Genomic DNA, 12,199 nt, shown 5'->3' with positions numbered 1-12,199 from the left:
ATAATGTGACATCGACGGTAGGCGACTTCTCCGAGGCGCGTCAACCGGCACGCGCCGGGTCGCCACCGACCGCACGCGTGGTTGCGATCGTCGAACTGCTCGCGGAGGCGAACCAGCCCGCCCTCACCCTCGCCGAGATCGTGCGCCGCACCTCATTGTCGCGCGCGACCGCCCACGCCATCGTCTCCGAACTCGTCGAACACGGCTGGCTTATCCGGGATCAAGCGGCCGGCACCTTCGCCATCGGCCCGGCCTTCGCCATGCTCGCCCGCAACCTGGGCGGCGCCGACCATCTCTTGCGGTGGGCCACGCTCACGGTGCGGGAGCTGTGCGCACGGTTCGATGTCCCGTGCTTCGTCGCGCGCCGCACCGCACCCGACGTCGTGACCCTCGCCGCGCACGCCTTTCCGCCGCATCTCACGCCCGACGCCGGACTGCATCCGTGGTTGCGCGACGGCGCCCGCATCCGCCTGCGCCCACCCATCAGCCGGGAGTTCATCGCCTGGGATTCCGCGCAGGCGCAGGCGGCCTGGATCGCGCGCGCGCCCGAGTCGAGCCGCACCCGCCTCCGGCTTGCCCTCGACGCCGTGGCCGAACGCGGATACTCGATCGAACGGATGACCGCCGACCACGGGGCGATCATCGATGCGCTCGGCTCGCTGGACACCGTCTCCGACAGCCTGCGGGCCCGGGTCGACGACCTGCTGACCGAACTGTCGGTCATCGATTATCTCCCCGACGAACTGGACGCGTTCGCTGCCGCCGGCGCCGAGGTGCCCGTGGTCACCGTCGGCGCACCCGTCTTCGACGCCGCCGATCACGTCACCGCGGCGATCGTGACCTGCCCCAACACCGCGCTTCGCGCCGACGAACTACGCGAACTGGCCGAGGCCACCCGTGACGCGGCACGTGGGATTTCGGCGCATCTCCACTGAGTCTCACGACCCGATTCGGCCCGATCGTGATGTACACTACGTCTCTATTATTTATAACTAGAGAAGTTCCGTGGTCCATCCCCGCGCTCCTCCTGCCTCACGGCAGGTCCCGCGCGTCACCCCGATCGCCGAGGAGGCTCCATGTCGATCGACGACAGAACCCCCGACGTCATCTCCGACCCGGTCGATTGGGCTGCCCATTTCTGGGATCAGCAGGCCCTCGACGGCGATGAGAGGCGTTTCCTGACCCTGACGTCGCTGTTGCGTTACCAACGGATCGTCGCCGATGCGGTGGACGTGAAGCTGAAGGCACATGGCCTCAACATGACGGACTACCTCCTGCTCATGACACTTCTCCTGTCCGAGACCGGCACCCGCCTGATCTCCGCGCTCGCACGCAACCTCCTGGTCCACGCGACCACCGCGACCCTCGCCACCGACCGCCTCGAGTCCAGGGACCTGCTGGAGCGGAGCCCCCACCCGACCGACCGCCGCGCCACCTGCGTGACCATCACCGACAAGGGACGCGACGCCGCGCGCGCGGTCACCAGCGCTCTCACCGCCGACGAGTTCGGCATGCACGGCGGCACCGATCAAGACGTCGAACAGCTCCGCGCCGCTCTGACCGCGATGCGACAGTCCGTCGGCGACGCCTAGAACGAGCCTTCAGATGCCCCACCTGATCACCAGACCCTGCTGCAACGACGCATCGTGCGTGAGCGTGTGCCCGGTCAATTGCATCCACCCGAAGGATCTCCCCGGATCATCGTCGGCGACCGACTTCGTCGGCTGGTACAACGGACATCTCACGGCCTGACGACCGGCCGGCGGTGCCGGCCGGTCGAGGATCAGACCGGCTCGATGCGTTCGGTCCCACCGGAGCGCATCGAACGGAGCATCGCCATGTGCACCGCCGTGTTGGCGACCCCGTCGTCGAACGTCGCCGGCCCGGCCGCGGCAGGGTCGTCGCCACCGGACAGAATCCGCTGCCGCACAGCCTCGTACATCACGCGCGTCGGTTCGCGGAGCATCCCCGAGGCGCCGGAGAGGGCACGGGACAGCGTGTTGGTCGACACCAGATCGGTGATCGTGGGATCGGTGGTCGCAGCGGCGCGGGGTGCCGCAGCGGCCAGGACCCGCCGGCCCGAACCGTCATCGACGACGATCGACCCGTCCGGGTCGGTCCATACGCAGCCCTTTGTTCCGCTGATCCGCTGAACGCTCAGGCCGGAACCCGCGGTCCCCACGGAGCTGAGGATTGTCCCGACGGCCCCGGCACAGGTCACGAACTGCGCCGCGAACGTGTCCCCGACATCCCAGTTCCGTTCGGTCACCTGCTGCTCGAGAACCGTCACAGAGGCCAACTCCCCGAGCAGCCCGCGGATCTCGTCGATGAGGTGTTGCACCTCTGCGTTGAGCCAACCACCGAACGCGGCCCGCTCACCGAACCACCCCGGGACGGTGGCGCCGACCCCGGCGAGAGTGCTGCTCAACCGGGTGTGGGTGAACAGCTTCGGTGCACCGATCAGCCCCGATCCGACCGCCTCGCGCGTCGCGATCCGGTCGCCGAGGAAACGGAACTCATGGCCGACCACGCCGAGCACCCCGGCCGCACGCACGGCGTCACGCATCCGCTTCGCATCGTCGAGCGAGTGCGCAAAAGGCTTCTCGCACATCACGTGCCGTCCGGCTTCGGCCGCCCGGACCACGAGCGGGGCGTGAGTGTCCGGAGGGGTTGCCACCACGACCAGGTCCACAGCGGGGTCGTCGAGCACTTCGTCGAGGTCGACGGTGGCGCGGTGCACCCCGGCCGCTGCCGCCCGCTCGTCCGTACGTTCCCGATCACGGCCGACCAGCCAGCGGACGTCGATCCCGACGTCCCGCATCGCCGGCGCGTGAGTGAGAAGGCCCCAACCGGTGCCGACTATCGCCGCACCCACAGGTCTGTCATCGGATACCACTCGACCTCCGTCCACCACTCCGGGGCCTGACGCTCCGGATGTCCCGCACTGCCGCACTTAGTCTACGTGTGGATAGTCGCCCACTCGACCACATTCGGAGGTCGCCCCATCGACCGACTCCGATTCGGGCAGAACGGAACGAGAATCCGGTCGTTTCGCGACAATCGGCGGGAGCCGGATCGAACGACCGGCCGCAGACGACACGCGAGGAGACCGAACATGGCAAGGACGAAGACGCTCACCAGGTTGTCCGCGACAGCCCTGGCGCTGGCCGCCGCCGCGGGCCTCGGGCTCGCCGGCACGGGCGAGGCCGCGGCGTCCCGCGAGTTCCCGGTCTCCACCTGCATCGGACCCAGTCCGAACATCGTCGATCTCCCGTTCATGGTCCGACGCGCCATCGTCGGCACCTACGCCGGGAACGCCTACATCGCGGCCGACTTCCCGAGCTACTTCCCCGGTGGCTACCAGTCGTCGTTGCGCATGGACTGGCACAACCCGTCCGCCGGCAAGCACGGGACGAAGCTCAGCAACACCCAGGTCCGCCCGCCCTACCAGGGGGTCCACAACTTCGTCATCCCGGTGTCGCAGATCGGCAAGGGACGCGTCAACGTCACGTTCAGCGCGGTGAACCGCAACGCACTGTGGAGCGTGCCGTCGACCAGTTGCAGCGGGACCATCGTCATTCCCTGACGCCGTGGGTGCATCGCGGCATCCCCCACTACCAACCAAGCACTTGCTAGGTTACGCTCGTGGACATGAGTGATGCCGCCATCCCGCCCGCACTCGGACCCGATGACCTCGGCCCGGACACCACTCCGGTCGCCTATGAGGTCGGCGGTCCCGAAGGTGCCGTCGCGTACGTGACCCTGAATCGTCCCGAGTACCGCAACGCACAGAACTCGGTCATGACGTATTCGCTCGACGCCGCCTTCCGCAAGGCCGTCGAGGACACGGCCGTGAAGGTGATCGTCCTGCGTGCCAACGGCAAACACTTCTCGGCCGGGCACGACATCGGCACCCCCGAGCGCGACTTCGACACCTACTACGAGAACGCCGCCGTGCTCCACTGGGATCACACCGACAAGACCGGTGCCGATCAGCGTCTCGCCCGCGAGATGGAGGTGTACATGGGGATGTGCCGCCGCTGGCGCGACATCCCCAAGCCCCTCATCGCCCAGGTCCACGGGGCGTGCATAGCAGGTGGCCTGATGCTGGCCTGGATCTGTGATTTCATCGTCGCCTCCGACGACGCGTTCTTCTCCGATCCGGTTGCGCGCATGGGTATCCCGGGCGTCGAGTACTTCGCTCACGCCTACGCTCTCGGCACCCGCCGCGCGAAGGAGATCCTCTTCACCGGTGAGCGCTTCACCGCCACGCAGGCCGCCGACTGGGGCATGGTCAATCACGTGACGCCGCGGGATCAGCTCGAGGCCAAGGTGAACGAGATCGCCGAGAAGGCCGTCGCGATGCCGATGCAGGGCCTGTTCCTCAGCAAGAAGGCCGTCAACATCTGCGAGGACCAGATGGGACTGCGCAATTCGATGGACTCGGTCTTCGGCTGGCACCACTTCGCACACTCGGCCAATGCCGAGGCGTCGGGCGGTGACTCGCTCGGCGGGATGGACGCCAAGTCGATGAAGGCCGCGGGATCGACGGCGAACGCGGCGTCGGGATCGGGTAGCTGACATGGACCTTCTGTTCGACGACACGGCCCAGCAGTTCCGGTCCGAGGTCCGCGCCTGGCTGACCGAACACGTTCCGCGCGAACCGCTTCCGTCCATGGACACCGCGGAGGGGTTCGAAGCCCACCGCGAATGGGAACGCACGATGGCAGCCGACCGCATGTCGGTCGTCAGCTGGCCCGAGGAATTCGGCGGCCGCGACGCCCCCCTCCTCCACTGGGTGATCTTCGAGGAAGAGTACTACCGGTCGGGTGCGCCCGGCCGGGTCAGCCAGAACGGCATCTTCCTCCTCGCCCCGACGCTCTTCGAACACGCGAATCCCGCTCAGCTGGAACGCATCATGCCGCGCATGGCCCGCGCCGACGACATCTGGGGCCAGGCGTGGAGCGAACCGGAGGCGGGCAGCGACCTCGCTTCGCTCCGGTCGACGGCGGTGCGCACCGACGGCGGCTGGCTGCTGAACGGCCAGAAGACGTGGAGTTCCCGGTCGAGTTTCGCCGACCGCGCCTTCGGCCTGTTCCGCACCGACAAGGAGGCCCAGCGGCACAAGGGTCTCACCTACTTCATGTTCGACCTGCGTGCCGAGGGCGTCACGGTCCGACCGATCGCGCAGCTCGACGGCGAGGCCGGTTTCGCAGAACTGTTCCTGGAGAACGTCTTCGTGCCCGACGACCCGGCGAACCCAGGCGAGTCCGGCGTCATCGGCGAGGTGAACAACGGCTGGCGGGTGGCGATGAGCACCGCGGCCAACGAACGCGGACTCTCGTTGCGTGCTCCCGGTCGTTTCCTCGCCACCACCGACCGCCTCGTCGAACTGTGGCGGTCGAAGCGGGACGAGGTGCCCTCGACGGCCAACACCGACGCGCGGGTCGCCGACGCCTGGATCGGGGCGCGGGCCTACGAGCTGTCGACCTGGCACACCGTCAGCCGCCTGTCCGCCGGTGGACAACTCGGCATGGAGTCCTCGATCAACAAGGTCTTCTGGTCGCAGTGGGACATCGCCGCCCACGAGACCGCCCTCGACCTGCAGGGACCGGACGCCGAACTCGACGACGCCTGGATGGACGGTTACCTGTTCTCCCTGTCCGGCCCGATCTACGCCGGCACCAACGAGATCCAACGCAATGTCATCGCCGAGCGACTCCTCGGCCTTCCTCGTGGAGATCGCTGATACCCCATGGACTTCCAACTCTCCGACATCCACTCGGACCTCGCCGCCACCGTCGACGCCATGCTCGGCAAGGCGGACATGCCCGCCGCGGCGCGCGCCTGGGCGGCCGGTGACCGCAAGGCGGTCACCAAGGTCTACTCACAGCTCGCCGACGCCGGGATCAGCGGCCTGCTCATCGACGAAGCCCACGGCGGCAGCAGCGCCGGCGCCGTCGAGATGGTCGTCGCGGTGGAGCAGCTCGGACGCCATTGCGCACCCGGTCCTATCGTGGAAAGCGTTGCCGTCCTCCCGATCCTGCTGCGTGACGCGGACGTGACCGGACCGCTCAACGGTCTCGCCGAGGGCCGGCTGGCGACCTGCGCCATCGCCCCGCTGCAACCGCTCGCGCCCGACGTCGAGTCCGCCGACGTCTACGTCGTCTCCGACGGTGTCCTCTCGACGGCCACCGTGCTGAGCACCGAGCCGTCCGTGGACACCACCCGCACGCTGTCGCGGGTCGCACCGGACAAGACCCTGGCGTCGGGGGTCGACCCGTCGGACGCCGTCGACGCGGGGGCACTGGCCACCGCGGCCGAACTCCTCGGTCTCGGTCAGGCGATGCTCGGCCTCGCGAGCGAGTATGCACAGTCCCGCAAGCAGTTCGGCCGGCCGATCGGCTCCTTCCAGGCGGTGAAGCACCACCTGGCCGATGTCGCCATCGCCCTCGAGATGGCCCGTCCCCTGGTCCATGCCGCGGCACTGGGAATCGACGGTCAGGTACCCGAGGAAACGAATGTGTCGCGGGATGTGTCGGCGGCGAAGGTCGCGGCCGCCGACGCCGCCCACCTGTCGGCCCGGCGCTCCCTTCAGGTACTCGGGGCGATCGGTTACACCGCCGAACACGACATCTCCCTGTACATCACCAAGACGCGAGCACTCCTGTCCGCCTGGGGTTCGCCCGCCGTCCATCGTCGACGCATCCTGGAGACACTGTGACCGCCGCCCTGTCGATCTCGGCCGAGGAACGCGAAGCGCTGGCCGAAGCCGTCCGTGATCTGCTCCGTCGCCGGGGAGACTCCGGGGCGGTCCGGACCGCGATGGCCTCGGCCGAACGCATCGACGCCGGACTGTGGCAGACGCTGTGCACCGAGATCGGTGTGGCGGCGCTTCCCATACCGGAGGACGCCGGCGGTGCCGGGGCGTCGTGGATCGAACTGGCCGCCGTGCTGGAGGAACTCGGTGCGGCGCTCAGTCCGGTGCCCGCCTTCGGGTCGTCGGTGCTGGCGACCGGCGCGATCCTGTTGGCGCAGGACGACGACATCGCGTCACACCTCCTTCCCGCACTGGCCTCAGGTGAGCAGACGGCCGCGTTGTGCTGGGCCGGTGAACGCGGATGGAACACCCCGGGCGTGCACGCCGACGCCGGATTGCTGTCGGGCACCGCGCACTTCGTCGTCGATGCCGAATCCGCGGACACGCTCCTCGTGCTGGCGTCGGGACCGGGTGAGCACGTCACCCTCCATTCCGTCGCGGCTGATGCCGCCGGTGTCACGGTGTCGCCGTTGACTCTTCTCGATCCGACGCGCGCGTTGTCCTCGGTGCGGTTCGACGAGGTCGCGTCCACCGTGATCCCGACGCCGTCGGACCTGGCCGACAGTCTGCGGACGCTCGGTTGGGCGTTGCTCTCGGCCGAGCAGGTCGGCGGCGCCCAGCGCGCGCTCGACCTCACCGTCGAGTACACCAAGTCCCGCAAGCAGTTCGGACGCACCATCGGCTCGTTCCAGGCGCTCAAGCACCGCATGGCCGACATGTACGTGCTCGTCGAGACCGCACGCTCCATCTCACGCGCAGCGGTGGCCGCGGTCGCCGTCGAGGATCCTGACGCGGCGGAACTCGCACTCGCCGCTCACGTGTACTGCTCGGATGCCTACCGGCGTATTGCCGGCGAGGCCATCCAGTTGCACGGCGGCATCGGCATCACCTGGGAGCACGACATCCAGCTGTACTTCAAGCGCGCCCAGGCGTCGTCACAACTGCTGGGTGCGCCGCACACCGCGGTCGCCGAGGCGGCAGCGGGCCTTCGGTAACGGCTCTCAGTCGGGGTTGCGCACGCGCGACAGCAACCTCTCGATGGGGTCGGTGAGGACGAGCAACAGGAGCGGCCAGTTCCCGCTCTTCGGGTACACGAGCGCGATGGCCAATGCGATCGCGAGCGCCAGCAGGGTTCCCCAGCCACCCGACGACCTCGTCCAGCGATCGGTGGCCTCGTCGTCGACGAGCAGATCCCGATGGCGGTGCCCCCACTGCCCGATCCCGACGAGCGCGGCCACCGAGATCGCGAGTACGCCGATGTAGAGCACGGTCGCCCACTCCACCCGGCTGTCGTCGACCATCGCCGTGGCGAACGGCAGGACCACGATGGTGAGCAGCCAGACGAAGGTGAGGTTGACCAGAACCCGGTCGTAGGCGCGGAAGTACTCCATCGTCTGATGGTGTTGGCGCCAGAGGATCCAGATGACCACGAAGCTGACGAAGAAGCTCGTCAGCTCGAGGGAGTGATCCGACACCACCTCGCCGATCGAGGTCTCCTCCGGCAGGTCATTCGCGATGTCGACCAACGGGAGCACCAGCAGCGTCAGCGCGATTGCCACCACCGCGTCCGCGAACGCGATCAGCCGGCTCAGACCTTCTTCCGACTTCCGACTCTCCGGTGCGGCCATGGGTTGCACTGTAGATCGGGTCCGGTCTCCCGCGCGCGGCATTCGCCCGCGGGAACGGTCCGCTACTCGCCGAACGCCGCCTCGACCATCGCCTCGTCGAGCCCGTAGTCGGCGAGCTGGTAGCGGTGCTGCGGTTTCCGGGCCCCGGCTTTGCTCTCCTCGTCGAGTGCGGTCACCGCGACGCGGGCCGCGTCGGACATGGGGGTGTCGAGAGCCGCGTAGACGCGTTCGACGGTGCCCATCGGGTCCGAGCGGAGGTCGGCGAAGTCAATGTCGAGGAACTGTGCGGGATCGTATTTCGCACGGGCGCGGGAGAACTCACGCAGCCCCCGTGACCACAGTTCGAGCTGGTCGCGGCCGATCTGGTCGCCGATGAAGGTCGTCGACCAGCCGGGGGTGGCGTGCTCGGCGAGACTGCACATCGACGCGATGATGGTGCTGGGCGCGCGATGGGTCTGGATCACCAGCGCATCCGGGTAGGCGGCCATCAGTGCGTCGAGCGCGAACAGGTGGCTCGGGTTCTTGAGCACCCACCGCTTGCCCGGGTCGTTGAGGCCGATCAGCTGCAGGTTCTTGCGATGGCGCAGGTACGCCGGCGTCCAGTCCTGCTGGGCGAGCCAGCGCGAGTAGGTCGGGATGTGGGCGAGCGACTCGTAGGAGATCGAGGTGACGCTCTGCCGCAAGAGCTGCCAGCATTCCTCGACCTCGCCCGCGTCCATGTAGTGCAGGCCCATGAACTCCGGGTTCTCGACGTGGTGCTGCTCGAAACCGGCCTGGATCTGTTGGTACACGGGGTTGTCGGCCCACGTGTCGCGGGGAGGCCGCGGCTGCGGGAACTCCGCGAGCCACATCTCGAGCCCCTGGTGATCCGGGTCCGCGGCCAGGAGCCGGTGCAGGGCAGTCGTTCCCGTACGCGGGAGGCCGGTCACGAAGATCGGCCGGGTGATCTCGACGTCGGCGTGTTCCGGGTTCGCCTTCCACGACGCCTCGCTCAGCAGGCGTGCGACGAGCGCCCCCTTCAGGAAGAAGCGGAACATCTTGCTGCCCAGCTCGGTGAGGCCGGCCTCGGAACGGTAGGAGTCGAGCAGGATCCCCAGCGGCTCGAGGTAATCGGTGTCGCCGAAGTCCTCGAGACCGGTCGCACGGGTGGCCGACGCGTGCAGGTCTTCGATGGTCCCGACGTCGGTCCGCTGCGCACTAGTCATGGTATTCACCGCAATTCACGTCCAGGGTGTGCCCGGTGATCGCCCGCGCCATCGGCGAGGCGAGAAACACAACGGCATCGGCGATCTCGTCCGGCTCGGGCAGTCGTTTGAGATCGGATTTCGACGCGGTTTGCTCGTAGACCTGCTCGGGGGTGATCCCGTACTTCTTGGCAACCTCGCCGAAGTACCACTTGAGCTGGTCGTCCCAGATGTAGCCCGGCGCCACCGAATTGATGCGAACACCCCGCTCCCCCAGCTCCGACGCCAGCGTCTGCGACATGGCGAGCAGGGCCGACTTGGCGATCTTGTAGCTGCCGTACCGCGGTTCCGAGTGCCGGATGACCATCGAGTTGATGTTCACGATCGACCCGTCCGACTCGGCGAGCGCATCGGTGAACGACTTGATCACCCGCAGCGTCCCGACGACCGTCACCTCGATGCTGTTGGTGATCTGGTCGAAGTCCGTGCGGCCCAGCGGTTTCATCGACGGCAGGGCGAAAGCGTTGTTGACCAGGACGTCCGCCCGGCCGAACTCGGCGAGCGTGGTGGCCACCAGGTTGTCGACGGCGGTGTCGTCGGTGATGTCGGTGGGAACGACGAGGCTCGTGCCTCCCGCGGCATCGATCTCCGCGGCGACCTCTTTCAACCGTGATTCGGTACGTGCGGCGAGCACCACACGCGCACCCTCGGCCGCGGCGCGATGACAGATCGAACGCCCCAGCCCCGGACCCACACCCGAGACGACGACCACCTTGCCGTCGAGAAGGCCCGCTCCAGCACTCATCCCAGCATCCTCTCGGCAAATGCGCGTTGCCGTGCCGCGATCCGCTCGGACCATCCGGCCTGATCGATCTTGTTGTGTTCGAGGTGCGGCAGGTGCGCGGCCACCTCGTCGATGCCGACGACCGTCGCGCTCGGTCCGAGCTCCGGTCCGATCGGCGAGTCGCTGCGCTGCCAGCGGAACTGGAGGATGCCCTGCTGACGGCCGGTCGTCTCGATCCAGTTGGCGACACCGGGATCGCGGTGGGACACGACCATCCGGATCACGCCGTCCGGATCGACCTGCGCCTGTGCGGAATTGAGGCTCGTCTGGTGGTTGACGTAGTCGAGCGAGATGTACCACATACTGCCGAGCTGGAATCCCTGATAGGGCGCATCGGATTTCGGGATGGAGATCACCATCGCCTCGTCGGGACCCAACCGGTAGTGGCCCACCGACGAGAACTGAGTGCTCAACCCGCCCGGGGTCTGGCGGGGCGGCGTGAAGGTGTTGACCGGTTCGTCGAGGTAGAACCACTTGGGAAAATTGAACCAGGTGTTGATGCGAGCGGTCAGCATCTTTCCCGCGGTCGCGTACCGGCGTGCGACGCGGGCGAGATCGGCCTCTTCCGGCGCGGTCCCGACCGTGTCGACACGTTCGATCGTGATCGAGCCCTTGCGCTCGGTCCAGTCGGAATACACTTCGCGGACCGCCAGCATCGACGCCCCCTCACCGAGGGCGAAATAGTTGTCGGGCGGGTCGGGAATCACCGGACCGAAGGTCAGCTCGAACGTGCCGTCGTCGGCGATGGTCAGGCGACGGTCGTCGAAGGCGTCCTCCCCGCCGGGCACCGCGGACGGCGTGTAGTCGCCGCGCAGGACCTGGAAGCTGAGATCGGTTGTGGTACCCCGACGTCCGCGGACCAGATAGGTTCCGGTCGGCTCGACATCCGCGTGGTAATAGAGCGTGTCCGGGTTGTCCAAGCCCATCTTGGTCGACGGTCCGGTCGAGGTCACGAAGTTCGGATGCGACAGGGACCGGCCGCGGACCAGCTGGATGATCGCGGCGATGCTGCCCGCGAGGTAATCGTAGCCCTCGGCGAGATCCTGCTCCGTCTCCGCGAACTCCGCGGAGGCGATCAGTCTCTCGGCCTCGGCGATCGAATCGGTGAGGGGTTTCGTGATGTCCTTCGGTACTGCGATCTCTCGCGAGCTCATAGCCAGGTGTCTCCGCCCGTCCACGTGAGGAAGTTCTCGAGTTCGGCCTGAGCCGGTGTCACCCGCGGATGCTCTGTCGACAGGTAGCCGCCCCGGTAGAAGAGCAACGGCTTGTCCTGCAACACCTCTCCGAGCGTGAGCGCACGGCCGATGACGATGTGGTGATCGCCGCCGTCGGTCACCCGTTCGACGTCGCACTCGACCCAGGTCAGTCCATGCCGGATGACCGGCAGACCGGCCGGTGACGGGTCCCAGATGATGTTGGCGAACTTGTCGTCACCCGGGGCGCCGAAGGCCGCGCTCACGTCCTGCTGCCGGTTGGACAGCACGTTGACGCAGAACTTGCCGGTTCGTTCGATGACCTTCCAGCTCCGCGAGGTCTTCATCGGGCAGAACAGCACGAGTGGCGGGTCGAGGGACAGCGCAGCGAAGGACTGGCAGGCGAACCCGACCGGTTTGCCGTCGTCGTCGAGTGTCGTGATGACCGTGACACCGGTGCAGAACTGCCCCATCGCGGTACGGAACTGCCGGGAGTCGAACTCCGCCGACCCGTATGGCGTGTGGGCCAT

Annotated in this window: 13 protein-coding genes; 7 read left to right on the top strand and 6 right to left on the bottom strand. The window is 67.6% G+C overall.

Annotation, left to right across the window (positions count from 1 at the left end; genetic code table 11):
- Window positions 1-5: 5 nt before the first annotated feature.
- The gene (locus GAA2_RS03605; protein ID WP_024500112.1) at window positions 6-935 is read left to right on the top strand and encodes an IclR family transcriptional regulator; all 930 of its coding nucleotides are present in this window, start codon (window positions 6-8) and stop codon (window positions 933-935) included.
- Between the two features lie 141 nt (window positions 936-1,076).
- Window positions 1,077-1,592 (top strand): MarR family winged helix-turn-helix transcriptional regulator, encoded by a 516-nt coding sequence (locus tag GAA2_RS03600; RefSeq protein ID WP_024500113.1) that lies wholly within the window; start codon window positions 1,077-1,079, stop codon window positions 1,590-1,592.
- 191 nt (window positions 1,593-1,783) lie between these two features.
- Here the strand turns inward: GAA2_RS03600 and GAA2_RS03595 are convergent, their stop codons facing one another.
- Window positions 1,784-2,896, bottom strand: a complete 1,113-nt coding sequence (locus tag GAA2_RS03595; RefSeq protein ID WP_024500114.1) for a Gfo/Idh/MocA family protein — start codon at window positions 2,894-2,896, stop codon at window positions 1,784-1,786.
- A gap of 219 nt (window positions 2,897-3,115) precedes the next feature.
- On the opposite strand from GAA2_RS03595, the gene GAA2_RS03590 reads away from it, so the two are divergent.
- From GAA2_RS03590 to GAA2_RS03570, 5 genes are all read left to right on the top strand, one after another.
- The gene (locus tag GAA2_RS03590; protein ID WP_024500115.1) at window positions 3,116-3,586 is read left to right on the top strand and encodes a hypothetical protein; all 471 of its coding nucleotides are present in this window, start codon (window positions 3,116-3,118) and stop codon (window positions 3,584-3,586) included.
- 65 nt (window positions 3,587-3,651) lie between these two features.
- Window positions 3,652-4,581 carry an enoyl-CoA hydratase gene (locus GAA2_RS03585; RefSeq protein WP_024500116.1) on the top strand — a complete coding sequence of 310 codons (930 nt, stop codon included), beginning with the start codon at window positions 3,652-3,654 and terminating at the stop codon, window positions 4,579-4,581.
- A 1-nt stretch (window position 4,582) separates the two neighbouring features.
- Window positions 4,583-5,749 carry an acyl-CoA dehydrogenase family protein gene (locus GAA2_RS03580; RefSeq protein ID WP_024500117.1) on the top strand — a complete coding sequence of 389 codons (1,167 nt, stop codon included), beginning with the start codon at window positions 4,583-4,585 and terminating at the stop codon, window positions 5,747-5,749.
- Between the two features lie 6 nt (window positions 5,750-5,755).
- A complete protein-coding gene (locus GAA2_RS03575) occupies window positions 5,756-6,724 on the top strand; it encodes an acyl-CoA dehydrogenase family protein (RefSeq protein ID WP_024500118.1) in 969 nt (322 codons plus the stop codon).
- A complete protein-coding gene (locus GAA2_RS03570; RefSeq protein ID WP_159404469.1) occupies window positions 6,721-7,815 on the top strand; it encodes an acyl-CoA dehydrogenase family protein in 1,095 nt (364 codons plus the stop codon). The genes GAA2_RS03575 and GAA2_RS03570 overlap by 4 nt, the downstream gene beginning before the upstream one ends.
- Window positions 7,816-7,821: 6 nt before the next feature.
- Here GAA2_RS03570 and GAA2_RS03565 read toward each other — a convergent pair whose 3' ends face one another.
- The 5 genes from GAA2_RS03565 to hsaB all read right to left on the bottom strand — a co-directional run bounded on the left by GAA2_RS03565 (window position 7,822) and on the right by hsaB (window position 12,199).
- Window positions 7,822-8,448 (bottom strand): TMEM175 family protein, encoded by a 627-nt coding sequence (locus GAA2_RS03565; protein WP_159404470.1) that lies wholly within the window; start codon window positions 8,446-8,448, stop codon window positions 7,822-7,824.
- Between the two features lie 62 nt (window positions 8,449-8,510).
- Window positions 8,511-9,653 (bottom strand): sulfotransferase family protein, encoded by a 1,143-nt coding sequence (locus GAA2_RS03560; RefSeq protein WP_159404471.1) that lies wholly within the window; start codon window positions 9,651-9,653, stop codon window positions 8,511-8,513.
- The gene (locus GAA2_RS03555; protein ID WP_159404472.1) at window positions 9,646-10,437 is read right to left on the bottom strand and encodes an SDR family oxidoreductase; all 792 of its coding nucleotides are present in this window, start codon (window positions 10,435-10,437) and stop codon (window positions 9,646-9,648) included. Before GAA2_RS03555 ends, GAA2_RS03560 begins: the two co-directional genes overlap by 8 nt.
- Window positions 10,434-11,630, bottom strand: a complete 1,197-nt coding sequence (locus GAA2_RS03550; protein WP_159404473.1) for a hypothetical protein — start codon at window positions 11,628-11,630, stop codon at window positions 10,434-10,436. The genes GAA2_RS03555 and GAA2_RS03550 overlap by 4 nt, the downstream gene beginning before the upstream one ends.
- Entirely contained in the window at window positions 11,627-12,199 is a 573-nt protein-coding gene (gene hsaB / locus GAA2_RS03545) for a 3-hydroxy-9,10-secoandrosta-1,3,5(10)-triene-9,17-dione monooxygenase reductase subunit (protein ID WP_159404474.1), read from the bottom strand. Before hsaB ends, GAA2_RS03550 begins: the two co-directional genes overlap by 4 nt.

Source organism: Gordonia ajococcus (assembly GCF_012974285.1).
In the GTDB taxonomy this organism is placed as follows: Bacteria; Actinomycetota; Actinomycetes; order Mycobacteriales; family Mycobacteriaceae; genus Gordonia; species Gordonia amicalis.
The sequence above is the reverse complement of the archived record's forward strand: the minus strand, read 5'-3'. Positions and strand labels throughout refer to the sequence as shown.

Bases quoted from the DNA above. Each gene is read 5' to 3' on its own strand.
- GAA2_RS03600 (WP_024500113.1), top strand. From the start codon at position 1,077: ATGTCGATCGACGACAGAACCCCCGACGTCATCTCCGACCCGGTCGAT.
- GAA2_RS03555 (WP_159404472.1), bottom strand. From the start codon at position 10,437: ATGAGTGCTGGAGCGGGCCTTCTCGACGGCAAGGTGGTCGTCGTCTCG.
- hsaB (WP_159404474.1), bottom strand. From the start codon at position 12,199: ATGGCCCACACGCCATACGGGTCGGCGGAGTTCGACTCCCGGCAGTTC.
- GAA2_RS03565 (WP_159404470.1), bottom strand. From the start codon at position 8,448: ATGGCCGCACCGGAGAGTCGGAAGTCGGAAGAAGGTCTGAGCCGGCTG.
- GAA2_RS03550 (WP_159404473.1), bottom strand. From the start codon at position 11,630: ATGAGCTCGCGAGAGATCGCAGTACCGAAGGACATCACGAAACCCCTC.
- GAA2_RS03585 (WP_024500116.1), top strand. From the start codon at position 3,652: ATGAGTGATGCCGCCATCCCGCCCGCACTCGGACCCGATGACCTCGGC.
- GAA2_RS03575 (WP_024500118.1), top strand. From the start codon at position 5,756: ATGGACTTCCAACTCTCCGACATCCACTCGGACCTCGCCGCCACCGTC.
- GAA2_RS03590 (WP_024500115.1), top strand. From the start codon at position 3,116: ATGGCAAGGACGAAGACGCTCACCAGGTTGTCCGCGACAGCCCTGGCG.
- GAA2_RS03580 (WP_024500117.1), top strand. From the start codon at position 4,583: ATGGACCTTCTGTTCGACGACACGGCCCAGCAGTTCCGGTCCGAGGTC.
- GAA2_RS03560 (WP_159404471.1), bottom strand. From the start codon at position 9,653: ATGACTAGTGCGCAGCGGACCGACGTCGGGACCATCGAAGACCTGCAC.